The organism is Kitasatospora sp. YST-16 (genome assembly GCF_026802215.1).
Taxonomy (GTDB): Bacteria; Actinomycetota; Actinomycetes; order Streptomycetales; family Streptomycetaceae; genus Kitasatospora; species Kitasatospora cineracea.
This window is the reverse complement of the sequence record NZ_CP113837.1, coordinates 165,803-191,950: the sequence shown is the minus strand read 5'-3', so window position 1 is coordinate 191,950 and position 26,148 is coordinate 165,803. Positions and strand designations below refer to the sequence as shown.

Annotated in this window: 27 protein-coding genes; 12 read left to right on the top strand and 15 right to left on the bottom strand. The window is 75.9% G+C overall.

All coding sequences use genetic code 11. The features are described 5' to 3' along the window. Positions 1 to 59 precede the first annotated feature (59 nt). From OU787_RS00945 to OU787_RS00930, 4 genes are all read left to right on the top strand, one after another. Positions 60 to 470: an SRPBCC family protein gene (locus OU787_RS00945; protein ID WP_030462578.1), complete on the top strand. Its 411-nt coding sequence runs from the start codon at positions 60 to 62 to the stop codon at positions 468 to 470. A 214-nt stretch (positions 471 to 684) separates the two neighbouring features. Further along, the gene (locus tag OU787_RS00940) at positions 685 to 927 is read left to right on the top strand and encodes a chaplin (protein ID WP_030462579.1); all 243 of its coding nucleotides are present in this window, start codon (positions 685 to 687) and stop codon (positions 925 to 927) included. A gap of 155 nt (positions 928 to 1,082) precedes the next feature. Further along, complete coding sequence (locus tag OU787_RS00935; RefSeq protein WP_268658182.1) at positions 1,083 to 1,712, top strand: hypothetical protein; 630 nt, start codon at positions 1,083 to 1,085, stop codon at positions 1,710 to 1,712. A 240-nt stretch (positions 1,713 to 1,952) separates the two neighbouring features. Next, positions 1,953 to 5,159, top strand: coding sequence for a glycosyl hydrolase 115 family protein (locus OU787_RS00930; RefSeq protein WP_268658181.1), 3,207 nt, complete (start codon positions 1,953 to 1,955; stop codon positions 5,157 to 5,159). A gap of 93 nt (positions 5,160 to 5,252) precedes the next feature. Here the strand turns inward: OU787_RS00930 and OU787_RS00925 are convergent, their stop codons facing one another. The 5 genes from OU787_RS00925 to OU787_RS00905 all read right to left on the bottom strand — a co-directional run bounded on the left by OU787_RS00925 (position 5,253) and on the right by OU787_RS00905 (position 10,650). Next, a complete protein-coding gene (locus OU787_RS00925; protein WP_268658180.1) occupies positions 5,253 to 5,894 on the bottom strand; it encodes a carbonic anhydrase in 642 nt (213 codons plus the stop codon). Positions 5,895 to 6,286: 392 nt separating this feature from the next. Next, a complete protein-coding gene (locus tag OU787_RS00920) occupies positions 6,287 to 6,565 on the bottom strand; it encodes a hypothetical protein (RefSeq protein ID WP_030462582.1) in 279 nt (92 codons plus the stop codon). 234 nt (positions 6,566 to 6,799) lie between these two features. Beyond that, positions 6,800 to 7,459, bottom strand: a complete 660-nt coding sequence (locus tag OU787_RS00915) for a YoaK family protein (protein ID WP_442788395.1) — start codon at positions 7,457 to 7,459, stop codon at positions 6,800 to 6,802. A gap of 124 nt (positions 7,460 to 7,583) precedes the next feature. Further along, complete coding sequence (locus OU787_RS00910) at positions 7,584 to 8,105, bottom strand: hypothetical protein (protein ID WP_268658179.1); 522 nt, start codon at positions 8,103 to 8,105, stop codon at positions 7,584 to 7,586. A gap of 277 nt (positions 8,106 to 8,382) precedes the next feature. After that, the gene (locus OU787_RS00905; protein WP_268658178.1) at positions 8,383 to 10,650 is read right to left on the bottom strand and encodes a SpoIIE family protein phosphatase; all 2,268 of its coding nucleotides are present in this window, start codon (positions 10,648 to 10,650) and stop codon (positions 8,383 to 8,385) included. 192 nt (positions 10,651 to 10,842) lie between these two features. Between OU787_RS00905 and OU787_RS00900 the strand changes: the two genes are divergently transcribed. Beyond that, positions 10,843 to 11,643: an aminoglycoside adenylyltransferase domain-containing protein gene (locus OU787_RS00900; RefSeq protein WP_268658177.1), complete on the top strand. Its 801-nt coding sequence runs from the start codon at positions 10,843 to 10,845 to the stop codon at positions 11,641 to 11,643. A 48-nt stretch (positions 11,644 to 11,691) separates the two neighbouring features. On the opposite strand, the gene OU787_RS00895 is transcribed toward OU787_RS00900, so the two are convergent. The 4 genes from OU787_RS00895 to OU787_RS00880 all read right to left on the bottom strand — a co-directional run bounded on the left by OU787_RS00895 (position 11,692) and on the right by OU787_RS00880 (position 15,771). Continuing rightward, positions 11,692 to 12,264: a dihydrofolate reductase family protein gene (locus OU787_RS00895; RefSeq protein WP_268658176.1), complete on the bottom strand. Its 573-nt coding sequence runs from the start codon at positions 12,262 to 12,264 to the stop codon at positions 11,692 to 11,694. A gap of 73 nt (positions 12,265 to 12,337) precedes the next feature. After that, positions 12,338 to 13,087, bottom strand: coding sequence for an SRPBCC family protein (locus OU787_RS00890; protein ID WP_268658175.1), 750 nt, complete (start codon positions 13,085 to 13,087; stop codon positions 12,338 to 12,340). Positions 13,088 to 13,091: 4 nt separating this feature from the next. Continuing rightward, the gene (locus OU787_RS00885) at positions 13,092 to 13,724 is read right to left on the bottom strand and encodes an ArsR/SmtB family transcription factor (RefSeq protein WP_268658174.1); all 633 of its coding nucleotides are present in this window, start codon (positions 13,722 to 13,724) and stop codon (positions 13,092 to 13,094) included. A gap of 289 nt (positions 13,725 to 14,013) precedes the next feature. Continuing rightward, entirely contained in the window at positions 14,014 to 15,771 is a 1,758-nt protein-coding gene (locus tag OU787_RS00880; protein ID WP_268658173.1) for a glycoside hydrolase family 15 protein, read from the bottom strand. A 196-nt stretch (positions 15,772 to 15,967) separates the two neighbouring features. Between OU787_RS00880 and OU787_RS00875 the strand changes: the two genes are divergently transcribed. Continuing rightward, positions 15,968 to 16,687: a hypothetical protein gene (locus tag OU787_RS00875; protein WP_268658172.1), complete on the top strand. Its 720-nt coding sequence runs from the start codon at positions 15,968 to 15,970 to the stop codon at positions 16,685 to 16,687. A 39-nt stretch (positions 16,688 to 16,726) separates the two neighbouring features. On the opposite strand, the gene OU787_RS00870 is transcribed toward OU787_RS00875, so the two are convergent. Continuing rightward, positions 16,727 to 17,683, bottom strand: a complete 957-nt coding sequence (locus OU787_RS00870) for a helix-turn-helix transcriptional regulator (protein WP_268658171.1) — start codon at positions 17,681 to 17,683, stop codon at positions 16,727 to 16,729. Between the two features lie 367 nt (positions 17,684 to 18,050). On the opposite strand from OU787_RS00870, the gene OU787_RS00865 reads away from it, so the two are divergent. From OU787_RS00865 to OU787_RS00855, 3 genes are all read left to right on the top strand, one after another. Then, positions 18,051 to 18,398 (top strand): STAS domain-containing protein, encoded by a 348-nt coding sequence (locus tag OU787_RS00865; RefSeq protein ID WP_268658170.1) that lies wholly within the window; start codon positions 18,051 to 18,053, stop codon positions 18,396 to 18,398. 133 nt (positions 18,399 to 18,531) lie between these two features. Next, positions 18,532 to 18,735, top strand: a complete 204-nt coding sequence (locus OU787_RS00860) for a hypothetical protein (RefSeq protein WP_268658169.1) — start codon at positions 18,532 to 18,534, stop codon at positions 18,733 to 18,735. Positions 18,736 to 18,739: 4 nt separating this feature from the next. Further along, positions 18,740 to 19,168 carry a hypothetical protein gene (locus tag OU787_RS00855; RefSeq protein WP_268658168.1) on the top strand — a complete coding sequence of 143 codons (429 nt, stop codon included), beginning with the start codon at positions 18,740 to 18,742 and terminating at the stop codon, positions 19,166 to 19,168. 14 nt (positions 19,169 to 19,182) lie between these two features. Here OU787_RS00855 and OU787_RS00850 read toward each other — a convergent pair whose 3' ends face one another. Continuing rightward, positions 19,183 to 20,070: an MBL fold metallo-hydrolase gene (locus OU787_RS00850; protein ID WP_268658167.1), complete on the bottom strand. Its 888-nt coding sequence runs from the start codon at positions 20,068 to 20,070 to the stop codon at positions 19,183 to 19,185. A 228-nt stretch (positions 20,071 to 20,298) separates the two neighbouring features. Between OU787_RS00850 and OU787_RS00845 the strand changes: the two genes are divergently transcribed. Both OU787_RS00845 and OU787_RS00840 read left to right on the top strand, forming a co-directional pair. Continuing rightward, positions 20,299 to 21,006: a D-glycero-alpha-D-manno-heptose-1,7-bisphosphate 7-phosphatase gene (locus tag OU787_RS00845; RefSeq protein WP_081967372.1), complete on the top strand. Its 708-nt coding sequence runs from the start codon at positions 20,299 to 20,301 to the stop codon at positions 21,004 to 21,006. Positions 21,007 to 21,139: 133 nt separating this feature from the next. Further along, a complete protein-coding gene (locus OU787_RS00840) occupies positions 21,140 to 21,376 on the top strand; it encodes a DUF6296 family protein (protein WP_157852605.1) in 237 nt (78 codons plus the stop codon). Between the two features lie 137 nt (positions 21,377 to 21,513). On the opposite strand, the gene OU787_RS00835 is transcribed toward OU787_RS00840, so the two are convergent. Then, complete coding sequence (locus tag OU787_RS00835) at positions 21,514 to 22,062, bottom strand: type 1 glutamine amidotransferase domain-containing protein (protein WP_030464363.1); 549 nt, start codon at positions 22,060 to 22,062, stop codon at positions 21,514 to 21,516. A 259-nt stretch (positions 22,063 to 22,321) separates the two neighbouring features. Here OU787_RS00835 and OU787_RS00830 point away from each other — a divergent pair, with 259 nt between their 5' ends. Then, positions 22,322 to 24,823 (top strand): SpoIIE family protein phosphatase, encoded by a 2,502-nt coding sequence (locus OU787_RS00830; protein WP_268658166.1) that lies wholly within the window; start codon positions 22,322 to 22,324, stop codon positions 24,821 to 24,823. Positions 24,824 to 24,862: 39 nt separating this feature from the next. On the opposite strand, the gene OU787_RS00825 is transcribed toward OU787_RS00830, so the two are convergent. From OU787_RS00825 to OU787_RS00815, 3 genes are read right to left on the bottom strand one after another with little or no spacing between them, the layout of a single operon-like run. Then, positions 24,863 to 25,102, bottom strand: coding sequence for a DUF6213 family protein (locus OU787_RS00825; protein WP_268658165.1), 240 nt, complete (start codon positions 25,100 to 25,102; stop codon positions 24,863 to 24,865). Positions 25,103 to 25,147: 45 nt separating this feature from the next. After that, positions 25,148 to 25,438 (bottom strand): CDGSH iron-sulfur domain-containing protein, encoded by a 291-nt coding sequence (locus OU787_RS00820; protein WP_327059344.1) that lies wholly within the window; start codon positions 25,436 to 25,438, stop codon positions 25,148 to 25,150. Next, the gene (locus OU787_RS00815; protein WP_268658164.1) at positions 25,425 to 26,126 is read right to left on the bottom strand and encodes a methyltransferase; all 702 of its coding nucleotides are present in this window, start codon (positions 26,124 to 26,126) and stop codon (positions 25,425 to 25,427) included. Before OU787_RS00815 ends, OU787_RS00820 begins: the two co-directional genes overlap by 14 nt. Positions 26,127 to 26,148 lie beyond the last annotated feature (22 nt).

Genomic DNA, 26,148 nt, shown 5'->3' with positions numbered 1-26,148 from the left:
CTCACCCGACGCCCGCCCGCCCCGCGCGGGCGCGGCCCGAGGAGCAGAAGGAGCAGCGCATGACCGAGTACGAACGCTCCCGCACCATGCCGGCCCTCCCGGAACCGGTCTTCGACGAGGCGACCGGCCCCGGACGCCTCGACACCTGGATGCCCCGCGACCTGCACGTCCGGGTCGACGACCCGCCCGCGGCGACCGTGCACGAGGACCGCGGCGACACGGACGAGCGCGCGCTGCTGCGCACCCGGCGCGAACAGCTGCGGATGGAATGGGGCACCCGCGACGACGGCCGCTACGCCGGCTGGCTCCAGGTGGCCGGCCTGGACGGCGGGACCAGCCAGGTGACCGTCCACCTCTCCTTCTTCGACGAGGACTCCGCGCCCCCGCGGGAGACGGTCGAGCAGGAACTGGACGAGAGCCTCGCCCGGCTGGAGGAACAGGTCCGGCTCCGGGCCGACAACGGCGGCTGACTCCTCTCCGGCCCGAAGACCCCCGCCGTGCGGGACGGCCGCGCGGCCGTCCCGCACGGCCGGAGGGGTGAATCGGGCTAGGCCGCACGGGTGGCCGGGCCGCGTCGGACCGGTGGGAGGGGCGCCCCTCGACCACGCTGTCGGCACGAGCACCCCGAACCAAGGGCGCCGCCCCGCCCGGGACGGCACCCTTCCCGAGACCGAGGAGTCGACCATGTCCCGCACCCGAAAGTACTTCGCCGTCGTCGCGCTGGCCGCCACCGCCGTGCTGGGCACTGCCGGAGCGGCCTCCGCGTCCGCCGGCGCCCAGGGCGTGGCCGCCGGTTCGCCCGGCGTCCTCTCGGGCAACCTGATCCAGATCCCCGTGCACATCCCGGTCAACGTATGCGGCAACAGCATCGGCGTCATCAGCGCCCTCAACCCGGCCTTCGGCAACTCCTGCGCCAACATCGGCTGACCGGAACCCCCGGCCCCGCCAGGCCCCTCCCACCCCCCGGGAGGGGCCTACGCACGCGTGCGGCCACCGTCAACGCCCGCCCCACGGCCTGCCGGCCTCCCGCCCGCCCGGAATCTGCTGGCCGCCGCGCCGGGCGGCGGCCTAGCCTCGCGGCCATGAGCACGGACATCTACGGCTGCATCGAGATCCGGGACCCGGCCGCCGACGAGGACTGGTTCGAGTGGGAGCCGTGGCAGCGGTGCATGGACCTGGACCCGCTGTGCCGGGACAACGACTACGCGGCGTTCGCCCTGCTGTTCGGGGTGCGCAACTACCGGGGGTGGGAGCCGCTCGCCGGGCACCGCGGGCTGCCGGCCGACGCCTCGGCGGCGACGCGGGCGGAGTACGAGGAGCTCCGGCGCCTGGAGCCCGCCGTGCACGGTCTGACGTGGGTGAGTTGGGCGGAGTTGGCGCGGGTCGACCTGTCGGCGGTGCCCGCGGGCCTGAACGGGGTGGTCCTGGTGCAGGAGCAGGGCGGGTCCCCCGGGCGGTGGTACTGGGTCGGCGAGGAGTGGGGCTCGGAGGAACTGCTGCAACGGATGGGGCCCCGGGTCGGCGGTCGGAGCCCGGCGGAACTGCCGTTCGGCACATGGACGGTGGGCACCACGGAGGTGACGTACCGCCGCTACACCGTCGGGGACGCCATCGGCCCGGGCACCGACTGGGAGCACGTGTTCGCCGTCATGGCGGCGCTGGCCGGCCGTTTCGGCGCGGACGGCGTCAGGCTCGTCGTGTACTTCGACTGACGGTGCGTCACCTATGAGTGGCCCCCGGGCCCGGAACCCACCGACGGGCCGTCAATTCCCATACTTACCAAGGCTGATGAGCCCCGCGCGGTACCGTGCGGGGCTCCTGTGCGTGTCGTGTCCCCGCAGATTCCCGGCGCAGGGGGGTTGACCCGGGCCGTGTTGTACCCAAAGGTGGCTCCGAAATATAAAGGCATGGTTTCGAAATTTTCGAAACCTTCTGTCGTCGGGAGAGCCGCCATGCACCGACCAGCACCGCAGTTCACCACCGGACGCCGGGCCGCCCTCGGGCTGGGCCTGGGGCTGGGCCTCGCCGCCACCCCGCTCGGCCGGGCCCTCGGCCTGACCGCCGACGCCCAAGCCGCTGACGGCAACGGCAACGGCAACGGCAGCGGCAGCGGCGCTGCCCGGCCGACCGATTCGGGGAGTTGGATCTCCTTCACCCCGCGCGCCGGGTGCCTCCCGCTGGTCGAGGACGGCCGGGCCGCTCCGATCGTGGTCAGCGGGGCGGACCACCCGGGCGTGGTGCGGGTGGTCGGCGACCTCGCGGCCGACCTGGAACGCGTCACCGGCGTCCGCCCGCAGGTCGTCCGCGACACCGTGCCGCGCGGCCGCACCGCGGTGATCGTCGGCACGATCGGCCGCAGCCCGCTGATCGACCGGCTGGTCGCGGCCGGCCGGCTCGACGTGAGCGGCATCGCCGGCCGCTGGGAGACCTCGCTGCAGGCGGTCGTCGAGCACCCGCTGCCCGGCGTCGACCGGGCCCTGGTGATCGCGGGCAGCGACCAGCGCGGCAGCATCTACGGCGTGTACGACGCCTCCCGCGGCATGGGCGTCTCGCCCTGGTACTGGTGGGACGACGTCGTCCCGCAGCGCCGCGACGCGGTGTACGCGCTGCCCGGGCGGCACACCCAGGGCACCCCGGCGGTGAAGTACCGGGGCGTGTTCATCAACGACGAGAACCCGTCGCTCGGCACCTGGGCGCCCGCGTTCTTCGGCCCGGGCAAGGCGCCCGGCTTCCCCGGCGGCTTCAACGCCGACTTCTACGCCAAGGTCTTCGAGGTGCTGCTGCGGCTGCGCGCCAACTACCTGTGGCCCGCCGTCTGGGGCCGCGCCTTCGCCGAGGACGACCCGCTCAACCACGCCACCGCCACCGCGTACGGCATCGTGATGGGCACCTCGCACGAGGCCCCGATGATGCGCGGCATCGAGGAGTGGAACCGGCACGCCACGCCCGCCGTCCGCGACGCCGCGGGCAACGTCACCACCCCCGGCCACGACCCGTACGGCGGCACCGGCGAGTGGTCGTTCCGCCGCAACGCCGAGGCGGTGAAGGCGTACTGGCGGGACGGCGTGCGGCGGATGGTCGAGCAGGGCATCGAGGGCGTGGTCACCCTCGGCATGCGCGGCAACGGCGACGTCAGCCTGCCCGACGGCGACGGCATCGAGCTGATGTCGGAGATCATCGCCGCCCAGCGGAAGATCCTCGCCGAGGTCACCGGCCGCGACCCGGCCGCGATCCCGCAGGTCTGGACGCTCTACAAGGAGGTCCAGCGCTACTGGGACCGCGGCCTGCGGGTGCCGGACGACGTCACCGTGGTGCTCACCGACGACAACTGGGGCAACGTCCGCAAGCTCCCCGACCCCGCCGAGGGCGCCCGCCCGGGCGGCTACGGCCTCTACTACCACTTCGACTACGTCGGCGTCGGCCGCAACTACAAGTGGGTCGACACCACCTGCCTGCCCAACCTGTGGGAGCAGCTCGACCAGTCGTACGCCCACGGCAACCGCACGCTCTGGGTCGCCAACGTCGGCGACCTCAAGGGCAACGAACTGCCCACCCAGTTCTTCCTCGACTACGCCTGGCAGCCCGAACGCTGGCCGCTGGAGCGGCTGTCCGACTGGGAGACCGGCTACGCCCGGCAGAACTTCGGCGAGGCCCAGGCCCGGCAGATCGCCGAAGTCCTGTCCACCTACGGGCAGTTGCAGTCGATCCGCAAGCCCGAACTGCTCAACCGCAAGATCACCGTCGACCCGGCCAAGGACCCGGCCACCGACCCGTCCGCGATCCGCTACGACGATGCGGCCACCCCCTTCTCGCTCACCGACTACCGGGAGCTGGAGACGGTCACCGCCCGCTGGCAGGCCCTGGCCGCGGACGCCGAACGCCTCGCCCGCCGCCTGCCCGCCACCGTCCAGGACGCCTGGTACGAACTGGTCGGCTACGAGGTCGCCGCCACCGCCAACCTGTACGCGCTGCGCGCCGCCGAGTTCACCAACCTGCACTACGCGCCGCAGGGACGCGCCCTGGCCAACGACCTCGCCGCCGAGGCCGAGGCCAGGCTCGCCGACGACCTCGCGCTCGCCGAACGCTTCAACACCCGGATCGCGGGCGGCAAGTGGAACGGCTTCCAGACCCAGCCGCACATCGACTACGGCGACGTCGACCGGTACGGCCCCAACGCGCCCTGGCAGCAGCCCGAACGCGACAACGTCGCCCTGCCCGACGTGCTGTTCCCCGCCGTCGCCCGGATCGAACTGCCCGACACCGCCGAGCTGGGCGTCGCCGTCGACGGCTCCGCCGCCTGGTGGCCGCACGAGCAGACCCCCGCCGTGCTCCCGGAGTTCAGCCCCTACCAGAGCCAACCCGCCCAGTACGTCGAGGTGTTCAACCGCGGCCGGCGCCCCTTCGACTACCGCGTCACCACCGGCGCGCCCTGGCTCACCGCGGACCGGCCGAAGGGGCGGATCGACAAGCAGCAGCGGGTCGTCCTCACCGTCGACTGGGCCCGTGCCCCGTACGGCACCACCGAGGTGCCCGTCACCGTCACCGGACCGGACGGCGCGAACGTCGTCGTCACCGCCCGGGTCAACCGTCCGAAACTTTCGAAGAAAATCCCGGCCGGACACGTCGAGGCCAACGGCTACGTCGCCATCGACGCCGAGCACCACACCCGGGCCGTCGCGGCCGGCGGCGTCTCCTGGCGGACCGTCCCCGGCATCGGCCGCACCACCGCCGGCGTCACCCCCGTCCCGGTCACCGCGCCCCGGCAGACCCCCGGCGGCTCCGGCCCGCGCCTGGAGTACCAGGTGACCCTGTTCACCACCGGCCCGGTCACCGTCTGGGCCCACCTCTCCCCGCGCAACGACGCCCTCGCCACCGGCGGACCGGCCTACGCGGTCTCCTTCGACGACCAGCCCCCGCAGACCGTCGAGACCGTGTCCCAGAGCGGCGCCGACTCCGGCACCATGAACGCCCAGTGGGCCTACGGCACCTCCGACAACGTCCGCCGCAGCGCCACCCGCCACACCCTCACCACCCCCGGCACCCACCGTCTCACCTTCTGGATGGTCGACCCCACCGTCGTCCTGCAACGCCTGGTCATCGACACCGGCGGCCTGCGCCCCAGCCTCCTCGGCCCGCCCGAGAGCCACCGCGCCGGCTGACCGGCCCGGCTGACCGGCCCGGCGGGCCGGGAACGCGGCAGCGGCCCGCCGACGGGAGTCGGCGGGCCGCTGGGCGGACGGGACGGGAGCCGGTCAGGCGGCGGCGGGGGCGGAGAGGTCGAGGCCGCGGGTGGTGACCAGGTGGGCGGTGCCGTCGACCAGGCGGTAGGAGAGGCCGACCACGGCGGTGGTGCCCGCGGCGACCGCGGCGGCCAGGGCGTGCGAACGGTCCAGCAGGAGGGCGACGGTGTGCCGTATGTGCTCGTCGATGAAGTCGGAGTTGTCGGTGTAGCCGGCGGCGTTGGCGGCCAGCACGCTGGGGGTGACCCGCTCGATGACGTCGCGGACGAAGCCCTCGCCGCTGGAGCCCGCGGCGACGGCCTCCCGGGTGGCGCCGACCGCGCCGCAGGAGTCGTGGCCCAGCACGATCACCAGCGGGGTGCCGAGCAGGCTCACGCCGTACTCGATGCTGCCGAGCACCTCCGGGCCCAGCACGTGGCCCGCGGTGCGGACCACGAACAGGTCGCCGAGGCCCTGGTCGAAGATGATCTCGGCGGCGAGGCGGGAGTCGGAGCAGCCGAACAGCACCGCGAACGGCGCCTGGGACGGCGCGGTCTGGGCGCGGCGGGCGGCGTCCTGGTTGGGGTGGTGCGGGGAACCGGCGACGAACCTGCCGTTGCCCGCAAGCAGCATCTCGAAGGCGGCCTGGGGAGTGAGGTGCGCGGCGTCAGTCATGCCCGCAGACTACGTCCCCCGTCCACCCCGGGTCGCGCCCGGGCCATCCCCTGGACATCCCGGCACCAGGAGGAAAACATGATCAACCGGGCGATCACGGCCGAAATCGTTCGGATACCGGTGTCGGAGTGACGATAATCGCAGCCACTCCGGGGCGATGGTGCGAATACCCTCGCTCCCGGGCCGGCCGCCGGGAGGCGGTTGACCGGCCCTGACCAGGGCGGGAGCCGCGCCGGCGGCGGGGCGGCGGCCCGTCGGGCCCGGAGGGCGGCCGGAGAGCGGCTGGCGCGGCGCTGGAGGCGGGCCGGGGGCGTACGGAGGCGCCGCTCGGCGTGGACGGGGTGCCGCTCGGCGTGGAGGGGGCGCTGCCGGGCTCCCCGCCGGTGCCGGGGTCAGCACATGTAGTCGGCGCTGCCCTGGTAGCGGGTGCCGGACCAGTTGACGAAGTAGATGTCGTAGACGCCGTGCCGCATGCCGTTGCCCGCGATGTAGGTGGAGGTGCGGAACTGCTGGAACTGGCCGTCGCCGTAGTTGTTGTAGTAGCTGCTGGGGCAGCCCATGCCGCTCAGGTTGGTGGCGGGAGCGGCGGAGGCGGTGCCGGCCAGGCCGAGGGCGAGGCCGCCGGTGAGGGCGGTGACGGCGAGGGCTCGGGCGGCGCGGCGGAAGGTCATCGGAACTCCTGGGAACGTCGGTGGCGGGCCGCGGCGAAGAGGGCGGGGCGGCCGTGCCGGGGGACTCGGGCCCGTCCCGGCGCGAACGATCGTGCTGGGCCCGGCCGTCGCGGGTCAATGGTCTGGACCTCTTGGCCGGAAGCATGGCCGGATCGTGCCGCTCGGTTGGAGGAATGACGAACCGTCAGGTAATGGGCGGGGCAGTGGTGTTGCGGCCGCTCGGGGCGGTGCGGGTCAGGCGGGGTGAGGGGCGGCCGGTTCGCGGTAGAGGGACCAGGTGGCGGCGGTGAGGGCGGCGGAGGCGAGCAGGGCCCAAGTGGCCTGGCCGTGGAGGACGAGGGCCGAGCCGGGGACGACACCGGCCAGCATGGCGAGGGCGGCGAGCAGGCGTCGTCGGCGGCGGGGGGAGCGGGGTTCGGCGGCGAGGCCGGTGAGGGTCATGGTCAGGACGGTGGTGGTGAGGTCGGGGACGCCCAGGCTGCGGACCGTCGCGTTGCGCAGGCCCATGGCCAGGGCGAGCAGGGCGATCACCGGGTACTGGACGTCCCCGCCGGTGCCGGCGCCGAACACCACGGCCGCCGCGGCCAGGTGCAGCGCCGTCTCCGCGACCAGGGCGGGGCGCAGCCGCCCGGCGGTGAGGCGGCCGCCGAGGGCCGCGCCGAGCAGGAACGCGGCGAGCGAGGTGATCGACCCGAGGACGGAGAAGCCGGGCGCCCCGGCCAGGGCGAAGCCGACGACGACCACGTTGCCGGTCATGTTGGCGGCGAAGACGTGCCCGAGCCCGAGGTAGCTGACGGCGTCGATCAGCCCGCTGACCACCGTCAGCCCGTACAGGGCGAGCGCCAGCGGGTCGGCGTCGCCGGTGCCGGCCGCGGCGGCCTTCGGTGCGGACACGGCGCTCCTCCTGGACGGGTCCTGACGGTCTGCCAGCAGTGTGCCGGACCCGCCGCGGTGGCGGCAGGTCCGGCGGCGGCGTGTCAGCGGCGGCCGGCGCAGGGGCGGCCGGCGCGGGGGAGCGTCAGCAGCGGTCGGGGAAGTGGCGGGCCAGGTCGGCCGGTGTGGTGCGCGCTGGGCGGTCGGTGGTGGCGGCGGCGGGGCGGGTGACGGTGGCGGGATCGGTGGCGGCGGCGGGGAGGCCGATCGCGTGGTGGGCCTGGGTGAGGGTGGCGGTCCAGTCGCCGGTGAAGCGGATCGCCCGGTCGTCGATGTAGACCGCGGCGCCCAGCTTCTTGTTGGTCACCAGCAGGCAGTCGCCCTGCCAGTAGGCGCGCTCCGGGTCCTCGTCGACCAGCGTCTCCAGGCCGGAGTGCTCGCGCAGCCAGCCCGCCACGGCGGCGTGGAAGCGGCGCGGCCGGGCGGTCATGATGAACACCGACCGGACCTTCTTCAGCGCGTGCAGCGACTCGATCGCCCCCGGGACGGGCTTGCCGTAGATCCGGCCGTCCTGCCAGCCGTCGTCGTGCGCGACCAGCGTCTGGTCGAAGTCGATGCCGACGGCGTGCGAGGCGGGCGAGGCGGGGTCGAGCGGTACGACGGTCATGGGACCGGTCTCCTTCGGGTGCGAGTACGAGTGCGGGTGCGGGCGCCGCCGCGGGGGCGGCTTGCGGACGCGGGGTCGGCTCGTGGCCGGTTCGAAGGAGAGGAGTGGGGCGGGGCGGTCCGCTTACCGGGTTCGGCCGCAGAACGTGATCAATACACTCCATGGGGTGATGGGCGTGGGCAAGTGTGCTGGTGGGAGGCCCGGTCGGCGGCGGCATCCAGGGGCATCCGGCGGCATCCGGGGGCATCCGGGGGAGCGGCTGCCCCGGGCAGGCCGCTCACTCCGGGGTGAGGGCGATCAGCGCGATGTCGTCCGCCAGGTGGTGGCTCCAGTCCCGGACGTCCCGTTCCAGGAAGGACAGCACCGCGGCCGGGCCGCCCGCCCCGAAGGCCGAGAGGCGCTCGGCGGCCGGGTAGAACTCCCGGGACGCGTTGCGGGCCTCGGTCAGGCCGTCGGTGTACAGCAGCAGCGCCACCCCGGCGGGCAGCGGCACCCGCCCGGGCACCGGCACGTCGCCGCCCAGCGCGCCGAAGCCCAGCGGCAGCAGCGCCGGCGCCGCCACCTCCCGCACCCCCGCCGGGCCCAGCGCCAGCGGCGCCAGGTGCCCGCAGTTCACCACCTCCACGTACCCGTCCGCGGCCCGGTGCTGGAGCAGCAGCGCGGTGGCGAACAGCTCCTGGTCGTCGCGGGCCGCCGCGCTGCGCGCCGTGTGCCGGTCCAGCCGGGCCGCGAGCTCGCCGAGGTCCGCGGTCTCGTGCGCCTGGGAGCGGAAGCAGCCCAGCAGGTCGGTGACGGTCTGGACGGCCTGCAGGCCCTTGCCGCGGACGTCGCCGATCAGCAGCCGGGTGCCGTGCGGGGTCTGCACCGCCTCCAGGAAGTCCCCGCCGATGCCCGTGCCCGCCGTGGCCGGCTGGTAGCGGGAGGCCAGCCGCAGGCCGCCCAGCCGCTCCGGGATCGGGTGCAGCACCGCCGCCTGCAACGCCGACGCGCTGGCCCGGCTCGCCGCCAGCCGCTCGCTGCGCTGCCGCCGCCCCCACACCGCCAGCCCCGTCACCACCCCCACCGCCAGCGCCGCGCCCTGCGCCAGCGGACGCTGCGCCAGCTCCGCCCCCGCCAGCACCCGCACCAGCAGCCACTCCGCGGCCGCCGCCCCGACCACCCCCAGCACCACCACCGGCAGCCCCGCGATCAGCGCACCCACCGCGACCACCGCCGCCGCCACCCACAGCAGGTTCTCCGCCTGCCGCCCGCTCGCCCCCAGGCTCACCGCCGACGTGGCGGGCAGCGACTGCGCCGCCGCCGTCCCCAGCAGCACCGACACCGGGTGGAACGCCGCCGCCGTCCCCAGCCGGCCGCGCGGCAGCGCCGACAGGAACCACGCCATCTGCGGCACCTGCGCCATCATCACGCCCACCCCCGTCAGCAGCGCCGACAGCGTGCCCAGCAGCATCCCCGCCGCCCCGCGCATCGGCAGCACGTGGCACAGCGCCAGCCCGATCACCGCCAGCGGCAGCCCCAGCGAGCAGCCCGTCACCGGCGAGACCCGCCGCTCCCGCACCAGCAGGCAGCCCGCCGCCCCGCCCGCCCCGTACGCCGAGACCATCAGCGCGGTCGGCGCCGCGCCCAGGCCCGAGGCCGCCGTCAGCACCGGCAGCGCCAGCAGCAGCGCGAGCTGGGTGAAGCCCACCGCCACGCCCGTCGCCAGCGCCATCGAGGCGATCCGCGGCGGCACCGGGAACGGGCGCAGCCGCCAGCGCCGCGCCGTCACCGCGGCGGCGGCCGGCAGCAGTGCCAGCAGGGCCAGCGTCCGCGGGTCCGACCAGCCCCACACCGGGCCCACCTGCAGCGCCGTCACCGCCCCCGCCAGGGCCACCGCCAGCGCGGCCAGGAACACCCGGTCCAGCGGCACCGGCGGATCGCCCGCCTCCGGCAGCCGCCGCAGCGCCAGCACCAGCAGCCCCAGCGCGACCAGCGCGCCCAGGGCCGCGCTCACCCGCAGGCCCGGCATCGACGGGGCGCGCGGGATCAGGTTCGCCGCGCCGAAGAACGCCGCCGACATCACCGCCAGCCAGCCGCCCAGCACCTGCGGCATCCGGCCCGGGGGGTTCAGCGCCGCCACCGAGGCCAGGCACCCCGCGAAGGACGCCGACACCCCGACCAGCACCACCGCCCGGCCCAGCAGGTACGACCAGTCCGAGAACGCCACCGCCTCGACGGCCAGCCCCGCCACCAGCACCCCCAGCGACCAGGCCAGCACTCGGCGCCGCCCCCGGACGTCGCCCGCCCGGCCCGCCGCGAACAGCGACAGCACCATCAGCGCGCCGCCGCCCACCTTCATCCCCACCACCTGCTGCTCGCTCAGCCCGAACCGGACCCGCACCGCGGGCAGCGCCGCCCCCTGCAGCACCGGCGACACCACGTAGAACACCGCGGCCGCCGCCAGCAGCACCCCGACCGAACGGCCCACCCCCACCCGCCCCGGCACGGACGGGACGCCCGGCGGCACGGGCGCGGGGGAGGGGGCGGCCGTGGGGCTCGCGGCCATCGGGAACCTCGATCCGCTCGGAGGGGAGGGGCCACCCCACTGTGCCAGGTCGAGAACGGCAAACATCAACAAAACGGACAAAACTCCGACACGGGGAACGCCTGACCGCACAGGCCCGGCGGGACCGTGCGGAAGGTCCAACAGTCCGGTGCGGCCGTTCACGGCGCCGCCGAGCCGCTCCATACTGGCCGGATGGGTGCAGAGACCGAGCCGTTCCGTACCGTTCCCGCCGAGGTGCGGCCCTACCTGGCGGAGCTGGTGCGCCGCACGCGCGCGGTCTGCGGCCCCGGGCTGACCGGGGTGGTCGCGGTCGGCTCCCTCGCGCTCGGCGACTACCGGCACGGCCGCAGCGACGTCGACGTCACGGTCCTCGTGCAGGGACCGCCGCCGGCCGCGGTCCTGCGGGAACTGGCCGACGCCCTCGACCACCGGCGGCTGCCCTGCCCGGCGGCGGGGCTGGAACTGGTCGTCTACGCCGCGGACTTCGCCCGCCTCCCGTCCGGGGAGGCCGGCTACCTGCTGGACCTCAACACCGGCGCCCACCTGCCGGTCCGGGCCGCCTTCGGCCCGGACGGGCGACCGTCGTTCTGGTACGCCATCGACCGCTCCGTGGCCCACCAGGCCGGCATCGCGCTGTACGGCCCGCCCGCGGCCGAGCTGATCGCCACGCCCGGGCCGGCCGACCTGCACGCCGCGATCCGGGCCTCGGTGCGCGAACACGGCGACGGCGAGGGCCACCTCGCCGACAACCGGGTCCTCAACGGCTGTCGCTCCGTGGTCTACTGCCGCACCGGGCGCTGGCTCGCCAAACGCGAAGCGGCCCGGCAACTCGCCGCCACCGAAGAGCACTTCCGCCCCCTGCTCGAAGCCGCGGTCCACAGCTTCGAACGCCCCCGCACCGCCGCACTGCCCCTACCCGCCCCCCAGGTCCGGGAGTTCCTCACCTGGGCCCGGGCCCGCGTCGACGAGCACGCCCCGGCACCCGGCGCCTGACCGCGCGCCGCCGCCTTCGAGCGGGCCGGGGACAGCGGAGTGCCGGGGTCAGCGGACCACGTCGAAGACGTTCTTCTGGACGCCGTTGGAGTACGTGGCGAACTCGACCAGCTCCAGCTTCTGGGCGTCCTTGTCGGTGTCGCTGAACAGCCGCTTGCCCGCGCCCAGCAGCAGCGGGAAGACCAGCAGGTGGTAGCGGTCGACCAGGCCCGCGTCGGAGAGGGCGTGGTTCAGGCGGGCGCTGCCGTGGACGATGATCGGGCCGCCCTCGGTCTCCTTCAGGGCGGCGACCTCGTCCACCGAGCGCAGGATGCTGGTCGGGCCCCAGTCGGAGACCAGGGCGTCCGGGGCGAGGGTGGTCGACACCACGTACTTCGGCAGCTCCTTGTAGTGGGCGAACTCCGCCATGCCCGGCCACACCGGGCTGAACGCCTGGTAGCTGGCCCGGCCCAGCAGCATCGCCGCGGCCTGCTCCTGCTCCCGGCCCTTGATCTCGAACGCCTCCGGGACGAACTCGACGTCCTTGAACGTCCAGCCGGAGTTGCGGTAGCCCGGCTCGCCGCCGGGGGCCTCCATCACGCCGTCCAGGGAGACGAAGGCGGTGCTGATCAGGGTGCGCATCGGTGGTACCTCGTTCTTGTGCGAGAGGGGAGGAAGGGATCGGGGAGGAAGGGATCGGGGAGGGCGGGCGGGGTCAGGCGGGGAGCAGGGCGGAGAGCCAGTGCTGCCAGGCCGCCCCGGCGGCGGCCGGGTCGGGGGCCGGTTCGGCGAACAGGTGGTGGAAGAGCAGCAGCACGCCCGGCGGGTGCAGGAAGGCGTACAGGCCGTCGGCGGTGCGGACCTCGAAGCGCTCGCCGTCCGACCACACCAACTCGCCGTCCAGCGGCGGCAGTCCGGCCGGTTCGGCGTGCACCCGGGTGCCGGCCGGCGGGTCGGCGGGCAGGCCGAGGGCGGCGGTCAGCGCGGCCCGGACCACGCCGGCGGGGCGGTCGGCCGTCGGCTGCACGGCGAACACCGGGACGGCGGTGCGGCCCGCGAAGTGCGCCAGGTACTCGCGCAGCGTGTGCAGGTGGAACGGCCAGCCGCTGCGCAGCGCGTCGTACTCGTCCGCCCAGTCGTCGCCGAGCATGCCGCTGTGCACCACCCGCAGCACGGTGCTGCCGCCGTCGCGGCCCTCGACCAGGTACTCGAAGGCCATGAAGCGGCCGTCCGGGCCCGGCTCGGTGCGGGTGGCGAAGCGCTTGCCCGGCTCGTACGCGGTGACGGTCGAGGTCTCCCGGTGGCCGCCGGTCTCCATCGCGGCCGTCCCGCCGACCCGGGGGTCGACCTCGTTGCGGCCCATGAACCAGGAGTCGATGCCCGGGCCGGTGGCGATCGCCTCCCAGACCTGCTCCGGGTCGGCCGGCAGCGCCAGCTCGAATTCCAGCTCGAAGGGGTGCGGCACGGTCTCAACTCTCCTGGGGGGAAGGGGTTCCGGTGGGGGAGGGGGAATCCGCCGGGGCGGCGTCGGGGATCTGGTGCAGGCCGACCACCACCCGGTGGACGCGGCCCTGCGGGGCGGACTCGTCGTGGTAGCGGGACACCAGGGCGGTGACCGCCTGCGAGAGCTCGGCGGCGAACGCCGCCCGGTCGGCCGCCGAGGCGAACCGGACCCGGGCGTCGATCCCGAACGAAGCCACCCGCTGCCGGGCCCGGGCCGCGCCCGTCAGCAGCGACCCGACCTCCTGCACCATCCGGGCGCCGAGCGCCAGCAGCCAGCGCGCGGAGAGCTGGTCCGGCGAGCGGGACGGATCCGGACTGACCGCCGCCAGCGCCGCCGGCGAGATCACGTACGAGGCCGCGGTGGCCCGGTACACCCGCTCCGTCACGCTCCCCTTGCGGCGCTCCTCGGCCAGCTCGACCAGGCCGTGCCGCTCCAGCTCCTTCAGGTGGTAGTTGACCTTCTGCCGGGGCAGCCCGAGCCGGGCCGCCAGCATGGCGGCCGAGCCCGGCTCGGCCAGCGCGGCCAGCAGCCGGGCCCGCATCGGATCCAGCGAGGCCTCGGCGGCTGCGGGTTCTTCGATCACAGCGACGTCCAACACCCCTCCAGGATGGTACCGACAAATTTTTTTGTCAAGGAGGGAGAATTTTTCGGTGGCGGGGTCTCGGGGAGGGGGCGGGGAGGGGCGGGGAGGGGGAGGGTTGACGGGCGGTCAAGTCAGCGGCTGGGCACGGCGGACGACCCTCGGTGCGGCCGCGTGGTGCTGGAGCGCCCGCCCGGGCCGTACGGCCCGGCAGGATCGATCGGGCTCGGGTTCAGTCGGCTCGGGTTCAGTCGGCTCGGGTTCAGTCGGCGCGGGTTCAGCCGGCTCGGGTTCAGTCGGCGCGGGTTCAGCCGGCCTGGGCGAGGCGGGTGGCGGTCTCCAGGAGCAGGGCGTGGACGAAGGCCTGCGGCAGGTTGCCGCGCAGTTGGCGCTGGGCGATGTCGTACTCCTCGGCGTACAGGCCGGCCGGGCCGCAGGCGGCGCGGTTGCGTTCGTACCAGCGCAGGGCCTCGGGGAGGCGGCCCTGCTGGAGTTGGGCCAGCGAGACCAGGAACCCGCAGAGCAGGAAGGCGCCCTCGGCCTCGGCGAGCGGGCCGGGGCGGTGGCGGAAGCGGTAGCAGTGGTGGTCGTCGGCGAGGTCGGCGAGCACCGCCGCGAGGGTGGCCCGGGTGGGGCGGGCGTGGGCGGGGACGGCGCCGCGCAGGGCGGGCAGCAGCAGGGCGGCGTCGACCGCCGGGTCGTCCGGGGAGCGCTGCCAGCGCCCGCTCGGGTGCAGGGACTCGGCGAGCGCGGCGGCGGTGAGGCGTTCGGCGAGCGGCAGCCAGTCGGGGCGGCGCAGGGTGTCGGCGGCGGCGCGCAGGCCGGCCGCGCAGGTGAGGCGGCTGTGCGTCCAGTGGTCGGGGTGGATCTCCCAGATGCCGCAGTCGGGTTCGCGGTGCCGGGCGGCGATCGCCTCGGCCGCGACCACGGCGGCCCGCCGCCCGTCGGCGTCCAGCTGGTCGTGCCGGGCGGCGGCCGCCAGCAGCAGCAGGGCCTCGCCGAACCCGTCGAGCTGGAACTGCCGGTTCACCAGGTTGCCCGCCACGTCGAACCCGCCCGGGTAGCCGGGCAGTTCGAGCCGGTGCAGGTCCGGGACGGGCCCGCCGTCCAGGGTGTACGCGGGGGCCAGGTCCGGCCCGTCGGTGAGCAGCCGGGCGGTGACGAAGCGGGCCGAGCCGGCCAGCAGCGGGTGCGGCCCGCGGGCGGCGAGGGCCTGGCCGAGGTACGCCTGGTCGCGGATCCACACGTACCGGTAGTCGTAGTTGCGGCCCTGCTCGGCGCGTTCGGGCAGGCTGGTGGTGGCCGCGGCGACGCTGCCGCCGTCCGGCCCGGTCAGGCCGGTCAGGACGGCGTACGCGTGCCGGACGTCGCGGCGCCCCGGCAGCCCCGCCAGTTCGTCCGGGCCCGGGACGTCCGCCGCCCAGGCGGCCTCGGTGTCCCGCCAGGCGCGGTCCGGGTCCGGCGGGGCGGCGGGCGGGCGGTCGCCGAGTTCCAGCACCAGGTCGTGCCGGGCGCCCGCGGGCAGGCGCAGCACGGCGTGCAGCCCGCCGCAGCGGCCGGGCCGGGCGTCCGGCAGGCCGGTCAGCCGCCCGTGCAGCGGGCCGGTGCGCAGCGTCCAGCGCCCCGCCCCGTCCCGGGCGGTGGCGGTGGCGCCGGCGGTGCCGAAACCGGCGGCGAGGTGCAGCGACACCTCCAGTTCGGCGGGCCCGTCCACCGCCACCACGCGGCGCAGCAGCACCGCGCGGTGCGGGCCCGCCGGGCGGGCCAGCGCCTCGCGGCACTCGACCACCCCGCCCCGGGTGACCCACCGGCTGCGGTACACCAGCCCGCCGTCCTCGTACCGGCCGCCCGGCACGTACGCCCCGGTCGGGGTGACGCCGTACCAGCCCGGGCCGCCGATCAGCGCGGACAGCACCGCGTCGCTGTCCCAGCGCGGCACGCACAGCCAGCCGAGCACGCCGTCCGGGCCGAGCAGGGCGCCCCGGTGGCCGTCGGCGAGCAGCGCGTAGGCGCGCAGCACGTGCGGGACGGGCGGCGTGCAGGGGCGGTGGGACGCGGCGGGCATGGCGGTCTCCCGGGGATGGACGGCCGACTTCTCGATGGCGCGGCTTTCCGGCCCGGCCGGAGCGAAACACCGGCCCGCCCCGTTTCCGACCGGCGGGCACCGGGCACACGCGCGGCCACACGTGTGGCCACTCCCTCGGCCGCACGTGCCGGTCGGCCGCCCGGCGGCGGCCGCGACCCGACGGGAGGACCCGAGGATGCGACGGCAGGAACGTCCACTGCACGACATGGGCGGGGCGATCGGCCCCGCGGAGACCGGAGGGCGGCAACCGGACGCCGAGCGGGAGGTCGGCGGCGACGGGACGGAACGCGGCCCCGCGCCGATCGGCAAGGGCGGCACGGCGAACGTGGCGGGCAGCGACGAACAGCAGCCCGAGATCGCCGAAGGCCCGGTACCGGGCACCCTGCCGGACGAACGGCCCGGCGACGGCGACGGTGATGACACCGGCGACGGTAACGGCACCGACGGCGGCACCGGCGACGGCGACGGTAACGGCACCGGTGGTGTCACCCGGGAACTCGACCCGCCCGGCCCGCCGCGGGCCCCGTCCCGCCCGGTCCGCCCGGACGCGGTCGAGGACGCGCCCGCCGCCCTCGACCCCGAACGGGCCCGCCCGCCCGACCCGGCGGCGGCGCCCGAGGACGAGGGCCTCCCCGACCTCGCGGACGGCTCACCCACCGCCGACCGCGCCGCCGACCCGCAGCGCCCGCCCGTCCCCGGCGACCGTCCCGCCGCGGCCGAGTCCTTCGGGGTGACGGGGGACGAACAGGCCCGCGGCGAGTCCCTGGACCAACGCCTCGCCGCAGAACGCCCGGAGACCGGCGAACAGCCCTCCGGGACGGAGGACCGGTCGCCGCGGCCCGGACAGTCGGCCGAGGAGGCGGCGATCCGGGTCCGCCGGGAGGGCGAGAGCTGACAGCGCGTCAGTTCGGCTGTCTGCCGAGCGAGTGGACGGTCAACCGGCCGGGTGGTCGGTGCGGCGGAGGGTGGTGTGCGGGGCGGTGTGGAAGGCCGTGCGGTAGTGGGCGGCGAAGTGGCCGGGGTGGGCGAAGCCCCAGCGCATGGCGATGTCGGTGACGGTGGCGGTGGTGGGGGCGGCGGCGAGCAGGTCGCGGTGGGCGGCCTGCAGCCGGACGTGGCGGAGGTGGGCGAGGGGGGTGGTGCCGAGGTGGCGGCGGAAGGCGTACTGGAGGGCGCGGGGGGTGACGCACGCGGCGCGGGCGATGTCGGCGAGGGTGACGTCCCGGTCGGCGTGGGCGTCGATCCAGGCGAGGGCGCGGCGCAGGGTGGCGGGGGTCGCGTCGGTGCGGTCGGCGCGGACCGGGTCGGTGCGGGCGCTGTGCGGGAGGGCGGCCAGGGTCATCGCGGCGAGGTGCTGGGCGGCGGTCGAGACCAGCAGCCCGGCGGGCGGCTGGGACGCGTCGCCGAGGACGTGGTCGCGCAGGTGGGCGACGGCCGAGCCGAGGGCGCGCCCGGCCGCCGGGGTGAGCGGGCGGGTGCCGGTGAAGCGGACCGGCGCTCCGGTGCCGGAGGGGTCGAGCCCGGTCAGCAGGGCCGGGTCGAACATGGCGATGGTGTAGCGGGCGGAGCGGACCTCGCCCCGGTACGGGGTGCCGGGCGGGGCGAGCAGGAAGGTGTCGCCCGGACCGTAGACCTGTTCGCGGCCGCCGGTGCGGTCGACCAGGGTGCCGCTGTGCATGCTGATCAGGCAGACGCCGGGCAGGCCGTGCGCGTCGAAGGCCATGTCGTAGCCGAAGCTGAGGCGGTCCACGCTGAGCCGTTCCACGGCGTGGCGGCTGATCCGCACCCGGGCGTCCTCGACCGGCCCGCCGATCCGCATCGGCGTGTAGGCGGTGGACAGGAACTCCTCGGTGGCGTCGACGCTGCGGCTGTCGAAGCGAAGTGTCTCCATCGGCATGCTGTTGTCCGGCGGCCCCGTCCGGCGGGCCGCCGCCTCCTCCGGCGCCCGAGGGTACGTGGCGACGGCGCCCGGGGGAACCTGCCGCGCCGCCCCGGCCGCCCGCCGCGGCCGGTGTTTCGCTCCCGGGACGGCGGCGGCCGGAAGATTTCGTTCCCCGTGCTGCGCGGGCGGCGCCGGCTCGGCGACGGTCGGAGGGGAACCCCCTCGGGACGTTCGCCGAAGCACTCGGCAGGGATCCGACAGGGATCCGGTGAGGACCCGGCGAGGACCCGGCCCGTGTGCGGAGAGGGCTCGGCCCGCGCGCGGCGAAGGCCCGGCGGGGACGGACGGGGACGGACGGCGGGAGGAGAGCACGGTCATGCGCAGGAAGACGGTGACGGGACTGCGGGTCACCCACCGGCCGGGTCCGGACGGCAGCCGCGTCGTCGAGGTGACCGGCGAGGCCGACCTGGACACCGCCCCCGAGCTGGCCCGGGCGCTGCGCGAGGCGCTCCGGGGACGGCCGGCGCCGCGCACCCTGGTGGTGGACTGTTCGCGGCTGGGCTTCTGTTCGTCGTCCGGCCTCAACGAGCTGATCAAGGCCCGGCGGGCGGCGATCGAGGCGGGCATCGCGTTCCGGCTCGGCGCGCCGAGCGGCCAGGTGGTGCGGCTGCTCGAGGTGACCGGGACGGACGGGGTGTTCGAGGTGGTGGAACCCCAGCGGTAGCGGGAGGGGAGAGAGCGGGTGCGGCCGGCAACTTCCGTGCTGTGCAGGGGCATTGAAGGCGGCGGGTTTTCGGGGCGGGCCTCCGGGTAGGCGCGGCGACCAGCAACGAGGGGGGAACGGAAGGAAGCACCTCATGGACACCCGTCGTCACGCCGTCCCCATCCCCTCGGGGCCGGTCGGCATCGTGGGGCGGCCCGGACCGCGGTCGACGCGCTCGGCGCACCGGGTCGAGGAACGCGCCCCGCAGCCGGCCGCGCCGTCCCGGCAGCCGTGGGCGGTCGCCGGAACGGCCGTCCCGGCGGACGTGGAGCTGTACGCCGTCCTGGGGGAGGACTGACGCCATGGCGGCCGCCCAGCCGCTCCGGCCGAACCGGCCGACTCGACCGGCCCGACTGCCCGGGACGTCCCGGCGGGCCGCGCGGTCCTGCGAGGTCTGCGGGGCCGCGCCGCCCGCCGGGCGCCCGTACAGTGCGGTGCTCCCCGGGCGGGGGCAGGGTCCGGGCGGGGTCCGGCTGCTGGTCGCCTGCGGCGCCGAGCACCTGGCCGCGCTGCTCGCGGACCGGCGGCAACAGCCCTGCACGCCGGAGGAGTTGTGGATCGGCCAGCTCTGCGCCGTGCTCCGGCTGGCCGGCCGCGAACCGACGCCGGAGGAACTGCGGCAGGCCGGCGGCCCCGGTGTGGAACGGATCGACCGCGTCCTCCGGGCGGTGCGGCGGCGGCGCGGTCCGGCCGGGCCGGGGGCGCTGCTGGGGGTGGCGGGCGAAGGCTGAGGTGACGGCCGCGTTCACCAGCGCAGGGCGGTGAAGTCGACCGGACGGGGCCGGAGTTCAGCGGTGCGGGCGGCCAGGGCGTGCAGGCGGCGGGCGAACTCCTCGGCGGGCAGGTGGCGGCGGTTGCCGTGGCCGGGCAGCAGCCACTCGAAGCGCACCCGGGGAGCGGTGCGGGCCAGCGAGGCGGCGAGTTCGGTGACGGAGTACCAGGTCACCGATTCGGCGACGGCGAGGTCCCGGTTGCCGCGGGACCAGTAGAAACTGTCGCCGCTGAAGCAGTAGCGCCCGTCGGCGAGGTACAGCACGCTGCCCTCGGTGTGCCCGGGCAGCGGGTGCGCGCTCACCCCCTCGGCGACCTCGACCGGCTCGGTGCCCCGGACGACCCGGTCGGCGTCCGGGGCGGCGGCCAGATCGCCCTCGTGGATCCACAGGCGGGCGCCGAACCGGTCGGCGTAGGCGCGGCCGTGCGCGGCGTGGTCGCGGTGGGTGAGCAGGACGTCGGTGACCGGGCCGAGGGCGGCGTATTTCGCGGCCAGCGCGGAACTGAAACGCGGGGTGTCGACCATCAGCAGATTTCCGGCCGGCCGGCGCAGCAGGTAGGAATTCGCCCCGGCGGTGCGCGGCGAGTTGTGCCCGCACAGGTGCACGTGTTCGGTCAGCCGCAGCGGAAAAGGGTCGAGTTCCGGTGCCGGGACGTGCCCGTCGTGGCGGACCGACCGGGTGTGGCAGGCGAATGCGGCGGCGCGCAGCGCCTGCTCCTCCGCCCCGGTGCGCGGCCGGCGGACGACCGCGGAACGGCCGCCGACTTCGGCGATCAGGCCCGGCGCGAGCTGCCGGGCGGCGTCGCAGTTGGTGCAGCGCCGGTCGACGTGCCAACCGGCTTCGGGTGACTGCTCGTTCATGGTGCGCTCCTCGGCGGGGAAAGGGCGGCGGTCGGATTCCGCCATGGATATCACGTGGAACGGGAGGGAATCCATCGGCGGAATGCCGTTGACTTCCGCCGGAACCGCTGCTCCTGGATCGCGTTTCGGGGATTTTCCGGCGGCCCGGTTTTTGTGCGGTTGACATTTCCGGGAAAGGTGCTCCGGCCATTCGGGTTTGCGGCGGGCGGACCTGGTCAGCCGCAGGGTATGGAGTTCGCACCGCACTACCTGGAACCGTCCACCAGCCCCGGCCAGTGGGAGGGCGGCGGGTCGTGGACGCCCAGTTCGTGGGCGTCCGGGCCGTGGACCTCCGGGCCCGGGGCCGCCGGGCCGTGGGTGGTGCTCCGGGGCGGCGCCGGCGGACGGCGAACGGACGGCGAGGACGGCGTCCCCGGCGGCGCGGTGCTGCTCGACCGGGACGCCGTGCTGGTGGCGGACATCGCCTACAACGGCGACCCCGGCCGGGTCTACCCGCGGCCCGGCGCCCGGGAGGCCGTCGCCGAACTGCGGGCGCTCGGCGTCCGGTTGGGCGTGGTCACCGACCAGCCGGGGGTCGCCCGGGGATCCCTGACCCGGCCCGGCATCGAGCGCGTGCACCACCGGATCGAGGAGCTGTTCGGCCCGTTCGACGTGTGGGCGGTCTGCCCGCACCGGCCCGCCGACCGCTGCGGCTGCCGCAAGCCCGCCCCCGGGCTGGTGCTCGCCGCGGCCCGGGCGCTGCGGGTGCGGCCGGAGCGCACCACCCTGGTCGGCGGCACCGGCGCCGACCTCGTCGCCGCGGCCTCGGCCGGGGCGCACGGCCTGCTCGTCCGGCCCGACAACGCCCGCCCCGGCGAACTCGCCGTCGCGGGCCACCGCCGCGCCGCCGACCTGCCGGCCGCCGTCCGGCTGCTGTGCGCGGCGGGGACGGCCTGAGGGGGATGGGGATGGGGGATCGATTGGAAGAATGCCCTGGGGGTATGCGCGGAGCGCGGGCCCGTCGGCGCGGGTCGGAGGGGACGGGCGAGTCGTGGGCGACGTGGTGGACGAGCAGGGCCGAGGTGGAGTCATGAACGGGGCGCATGGTTACCGGATCACCGTTCCCGGGCGGCCTGGCGGGCACGCCCCGCAGGTGATGGCGGTGGTGTACCGCTCGGCGGAGACCACGGACGAGGGCCTCGTGGTCTACCTGGGCGAGGACGGACTGCGGGTGACGGTGCTCGGCACGGTCGCCTGCTTCCTGGAGCCCTACCCGCCCGGCCTGTGCCACCCCTACGGGTACGCCTATCCGCTGACCGCGAGCTGAGTGCGAGCCGCCCGCAGTGCGCGCAGACCACGGTGCGAGCAGACCACGGTGCGCGCAGACCACGGCCCGACCGGGAGCCGGTCGGGCCGTGGCATGTCGGGTGTCGGGTGTCGGGTGTCGGACCGGGGCGTCAGGCGTCAGGCGGCGGCCGGTTGGCCGGCGAACGCGGTGACCAGGGCCCGGTCGAAGGCCGGCAGGTCGTCCGGCTTGCGGCTGGAGACCAGCGTGTTGGGGCCGTTCGTGCAGACCACCACGGGGCGGTCGGTCCAGTGCGCGCCCGCGTTGCGCAGGTCGGTGTGGAGGCTGGGCCAGGAGGTCATCGCGCGGTCGCGGACGACGTCGGCCTCGATCAGCGTCCACGGCCCGTGGCAGATCACCGCGACGGGCTTGCCGCGGGCGAAGAACCCGGCGGCGAACTCCACCGCCTTCGGGTCGGTGCGCAGGAAGTCCGGGTTGGCGACGCCGCCGGGCAGCACCAGGGCGTCGAAGTCGGCGGCCGAGACGTCCGCGACGGCCGCGTCCACCATGAACGGGTCGGCCCGGTCCAGGTGGTGGAAGGCCCGGATCTCGCCCAGCTCGGTGGAGACCAGCCGGGGGGTGCCGCCGTGGTCCAGGACGGTCTGCCACGGCGAGGTCAGCTCGACCTGCTCGGTGCCCTCGGGCGCGACCAGGAAGGCCACGGTCATCCCCGCCAGCTCGTTCGGCCCGCCGCCGGTGGTGCCGCCGTTGCCGTTGCTGTCGCTCATGTCGGCTCTCCGTTCTCGGTTCTCGGTCCTCGGTCCCGGTGCTTCGGTGCCGTTCCTCCACGCACGTGCGCGGGAGGGGCCCCTCCGGCGCGTCTCGCCACGAACCGAATCGGCCAAACCGTGATGAAGGAGACAAAATGACCGCTCCGGCGGCCTAGGGTGGAGGCGGCGGGACGGACGGCGGAGGAGGCGGGACACGGTGGACGGCGAACAGTCCGGACTGGAGGCCACGGTCGACCGGCTGCGCACCGAGCTGGAGGGGCTGCGCACCGCGATGCGGACCCGGGCGGTGATCGAGCAGGCCAAGGGCGTGCTGGTCGGACGGCTCGGCTGCACACCCGAGGAGGCGTTCGAGCAACTGGTGAGCCGCTCCCAGGCCGAGAACCGCAAACTGGCGCAGCTCGCCGCCGACCTGCTCGCCAACGCCGCCCCGCCCCCGGCCGCACGCGACGTCCCGGCCGACCCGCCCGCAGAGCCGCCGCCCGCCGAGCCACCACCCGTTGCACCGGCGCAGAACGCACCGGCGCAGAACGCACCGGCGCAGGCCGAATCCGCCTCCGAGGGGGAGAACGAGGGCGAAAGGAAGCACGCGGACGCGGGCGCGGGCGAGAGCGTCGAAGGGCTGGCGACCCGCTTCCACCTGGCCGCCGCCGCGCTCACCACCGCCGCCGACCCCGACGAACTCGCCGAGCGCCTGTACCGCGCCGCCCTCGCCCCGCTCGGCGCCGGGGCGCTCGTCCTCGCCGTGCGCGAACCGGACGGCGCGCTGCGGCTGGTCGGCGCGTACGGGGTGGCATCCCGGCAGCTCAGCCAGTGGCAGCGGATCCCGCCGCGGACCCGGGTGCCGCTCACCGAGGCCGTCCGCACCGGCCGGCCGGTGTGGGTGGCCGACCGGCGCGAGTTCGCGGCCCGCTACCCCGAGCTGGCCGGTGACGACCTGGTCCCCGGCACCACCGTCTGCGCCCTCCCGCTGCACGCCCGCGGGCGGCTGCTCGGCGCGCTCAAGATCGGCTGGCCGGAGCCGCACCGCCCTGTTCCGGCCGTCGAGGCCCACCTGGCCGCGCTCGCCGACCTCGCCGCCGACACGCTGCTGCGCCTGCCCGGCGTCCTGCTGACCGAGGCGCCCCCCGCCGGGTTCGACCCGGCGGGCGCCCCGTGGTTCCGGGCCGTGCTGGACGGCCTGCTGGACCCGGTCCTGGTGCTGGGCGCCGTCCGCGACCGGGACGGCAAGGTCGCCGACCTGCAGGTCGAGCACGCCAACGCGCCCACCGTCGACCTGGCCGGACGGGACGCCGCCGAGCTGCGCGGCCGCCGCCTGACCGAGCTGTACCCGGGCATGGTCGCCTCCGGCACGTTCGACCGCCTGCGCACCGCCGCCGCCGACGGCATCCCCTACCGGGGCGAGGCGGAACGGTACGTCGAGACCGTCGCGGGCAGCACCCGGGCCAGCGCGATGACCGTGTGCGCCACCCCGTTCCAGGACGGCCTGCTCCTCACCTGGCGGTCCCACGACGAACGCGACCGGCGGATCGCCCAACTCGCCCAGACCGCCCGGCTGGCCCGGGTCGGCACCTGGGAGTGGCACCCCGGTGAGCGCCGGATCGCCTGCTCGGACGACGTCCCGCACCTGTTCGGCGCCCCCGGCGCCCCCGGCGCCCCCGGCGGCACCGACGGCCTCGACCCGCGCACCGCCCTCGGCGCGATCGCCCCCGCCGACCGCGAAGCCGTCCGCGCCGCCGCCCTGGCCCTGCTGGACGGCCGCACCCCCGTCACCGTCGACTTCGCGGTCCGCGCCGCCGACGGCTACCGCAACCTGCGCGCCCTCGGCGAGACCGCCGTCGCCGACGACGGCCGGCTGCTCTCGCTCAGCGGCGTCGTCCAGGACGTCACCTCCTGGCGGCGCGCCGAGCAGGCCCTCAGCGACACCCGCGACCGCCTCGCCGACCAGCGCCGCCGCACCGGCGACGAACAGCGCGCCGTCCGCGCCCTCCAGCAGGCCCTGATGCGCGCCCCCGCCGGCCGCCCCGTCCCCGGACTCGACAGCGCCGGCCGCTACCTGCCCGCCGAACGCGCCCACAAGGTCGGCGGCGACTGGTACGAACTGCTAGACCTCCCCGACGGGACCGTCCTGCTCGCCGTCGGCGACGTCTCCGGACACGGCCTGCCCGCCGCCGTCGCCATGTCCCAACTCCGGTACGCGCTACGGGGAATGGCCTACGACGACGCCGAACCCGGACGACTCCTCGACCGGCTCGACCGGATGCTCTGCCACCAGCGCGCCGACCACATCGCCGCCGTCACCGTCGCCCGCCTCGACCCCCGCACCGGCCACCTCGCCTGGGCCCGGGCCGGCCACCTGCCGCCCGTTCTGCTCCACGACGGCACCGCCCGCAGCCTCGAACCGCCGCCCGGCCTGATCCTCGGCGTCAACCCGCGCGCCCGCCGCTCCACCGCCGAACTCGACCTCGCCCCCGGCGACACCCTGCTGCTCTACACCGACGGCCTGATCGAACGGCGCGGCACCGCACCCGGCGCCGGCCCCGGCACGGACCCCGGCGGCGTCACCCGGCTGCTGCACGCCTGCACCGAGTACCGCGCCGCCCCCGACCCGGCCGGACTGGTCGACCACCTGCTGCGCCGCTTCGGCGCACCCAACCCCTTCGACGACATCTGCCTGCTCGCCGTCCGCCGCCGCCCCTGACCGGGTGGCCGGGGGCGGGAGGGCGGCGGCATGACGGGGTCACTCCACCTCGCTGGCGATCTCGATGCACGCGAGGTCGATCTGGTCGGCGAGCTGGCGGACCAGGTCGGCGAGGGCACTGGTGGTCTCCGGGTCGAGCCCGCTGTCGTCGCGGCCGGCCCACTCCTCCCACTCGCCGGGCAGTGCCCGCAGCAGCTCGACCACCTGGAAAGCCGGGATGGCCAGGCCGCCGGACTCTCCGCAGATCACCGGAACATTGAGCCGTCCCACGATGTCCACCTCCTCCTGCGTTCGGATCCTGCCGTCGCGTTTCACGTCCTGATTTCACGTCCTGCCTTCACCCGGCGTCTGCCCGGAGCGGTCGGACGGAAACGGCGGCGCGCCGCGGCCGCGGCGGCGGTGGCTGGTGTCGCACAGCGGGTAGCGGCGGCTGCGGCGGCAGGTGCAGACCGCGACGACCGGGCGGTCGCAGCGCAGCACGGTGCCGTCCGGCAGGAGCAGCTCCACCGGTCCGTCGATCAGCAGCGGACCGCGCTCGGTCAGCCGGACCCGGGGCACGGGCGGGGGCGGGGGCGTTGGTGGTCCGGTGGTGGGGGCCGGGTCAGTCGCGGACACCGCGGATCACCACCAACTCCTCGGTGCGGACGCCCGGTTCGATCAGGCCGACGCGTTCGAACCACGGCGCGCGGGCCGTCATCACCGGGCCGAAGCCCTGCAGTCGCCGGGCGGCGACCGAGGTCCGCAGCCCGGCGGCCCGCAACTGCCGCACCGTGGCGTCGGGACGGGCCAGCGAGGACTGCACGAGCAGCAGCACCCCGCCCGGCGCGAGCAGCGGCGGCACCCGGCGGCACAGCCGGTCCAAGAGCAGACGCCCGTCCGGCCCGGCGTCCCAGGCCCGGGCCGGGCCGGACGGCGGCGGTCCGGGCCTGGGCGAGGGCACGTACGGGGGATTGCTCAGCACCAGGTCGTACCGGTACCGGGCGCCGGGGCCGGGGGCGGAGGAGTCGGGCGCGGCGGGGTCGGTGGGGGTGGGTTCGGGCGTGGTGAGGTCGCCGTGTCGGACGCGCAGCGGGAGGCGGTGCAGGTGGGCGTTCAGCCAGGCGGTGGCGAGCGAGAGCCGCGACAGGTCCACGGCGGTCACCCGGCAGCCGCGTCGGGCGGCGGCCAGGGCGAGCGCGCCGCAGCCCGTGCCGATGTCCAGGCAACGCGCGTCGGGCCGCAGCGGCTCCCGGCCGAGCGCGTCCAGCAGCAGGGCGGTGTCCCCCTGGGCGGGGTACACACCGGGCGGTCGTAGCAGCAGCATGGGACCGCGTATGCCCGACGGG

Coding starts and splice junctions, on each gene's coding strand:
- OU787_RS00945 (WP_030462578.1), top strand. CDS start 60: ATGACCGAGTACGAACGCTCCCGCACCATGCCGGCCCTCCCGGAACCG.
- OU787_RS00940 (WP_030462579.1), top strand. CDS start 685: ATGTCCCGCACCCGAAAGTACTTCGCCGTCGTCGCGCTGGCCGCCACC.
- OU787_RS00935 (WP_268658182.1), top strand. CDS start 1,083: ATGAGCACGGACATCTACGGCTGCATCGAGATCCGGGACCCGGCCGCC.
- OU787_RS00930 (WP_268658181.1), top strand. CDS start 1,953: ATGCACCGACCAGCACCGCAGTTCACCACCGGACGCCGGGCCGCCCTC.
- OU787_RS00925 (WP_268658180.1), bottom strand. CDS start 5,894: ATGACTGACGCCGCGCACCTCACTCCCCAGGCCGCCTTCGAGATGCTG.
- OU787_RS00920 (WP_030462582.1), bottom strand. CDS start 6,565: ATGACCTTCCGCCGCGCCGCCCGAGCCCTCGCCGTCACCGCCCTCACC.
- OU787_RS00910 (WP_268658179.1), bottom strand. CDS start 8,105: ATGACCGTCGTACCGCTCGACCCCGCCTCGCCCGCCTCGCACGCCGTC.
- OU787_RS00905 (WP_268658178.1), bottom strand. CDS start 10,650: ATGGCCGCGAGCCCCACGGCCGCCCCCTCCCCCGCGCCCGTGCCGCCG.
- OU787_RS00900 (WP_268658177.1), top strand. CDS start 10,843: ATGGGTGCAGAGACCGAGCCGTTCCGTACCGTTCCCGCCGAGGTGCGG.
- OU787_RS00895 (WP_268658176.1), bottom strand. CDS start 12,264: ATGCGCACCCTGATCAGCACCGCCTTCGTCTCCCTGGACGGCGTGATG.
- OU787_RS00880 (WP_268658173.1), bottom strand. CDS start 15,771: ATGCCCGCCGCGTCCCACCGCCCCTGCACGCCGCCCGTCCCGCACGTG.
- OU787_RS00875 (WP_268658172.1), top strand. CDS start 15,968: ATGCGACGGCAGGAACGTCCACTGCACGACATGGGCGGGGCGATCGGC.
- OU787_RS00870 (WP_268658171.1), bottom strand. CDS start 17,683: ATGGAGACACTTCGCTTCGACAGCCGCAGCGTCGACGCCACCGAGGAG.
- OU787_RS00865 (WP_268658170.1), top strand. CDS start 18,051: ATGCGCAGGAAGACGGTGACGGGACTGCGGGTCACCCACCGGCCGGGT.
- OU787_RS00860 (WP_268658169.1), top strand. CDS start 18,532: ATGGACACCCGTCGTCACGCCGTCCCCATCCCCTCGGGGCCGGTCGGC.
- OU787_RS00855 (WP_268658168.1), top strand. CDS start 18,740: ATGGCGGCCGCCCAGCCGCTCCGGCCGAACCGGCCGACTCGACCGGCC.
- OU787_RS00850 (WP_268658167.1), bottom strand. CDS start 20,070: ATGAACGAGCAGTCACCCGAAGCCGGTTGGCACGTCGACCGGCGCTGC.
- OU787_RS00845 (WP_081967372.1), top strand. CDS start 20,299: ATGGAGTTCGCACCGCACTACCTGGAACCGTCCACCAGCCCCGGCCAG.
- OU787_RS00840 (WP_157852605.1), top strand. CDS start 21,140: ATGAACGGGGCGCATGGTTACCGGATCACCGTTCCCGGGCGGCCTGGC.
- OU787_RS00835 (WP_030464363.1), bottom strand. CDS start 22,062: ATGACCGTGGCCTTCCTGGTCGCGCCCGAGGGCACCGAGCAGGTCGAG.
- OU787_RS00815 (WP_268658164.1), bottom strand. CDS start 26,126: ATGCTGCTGCTACGACCGCCCGGTGTGTACCCCGCCCAGGGGGACACC.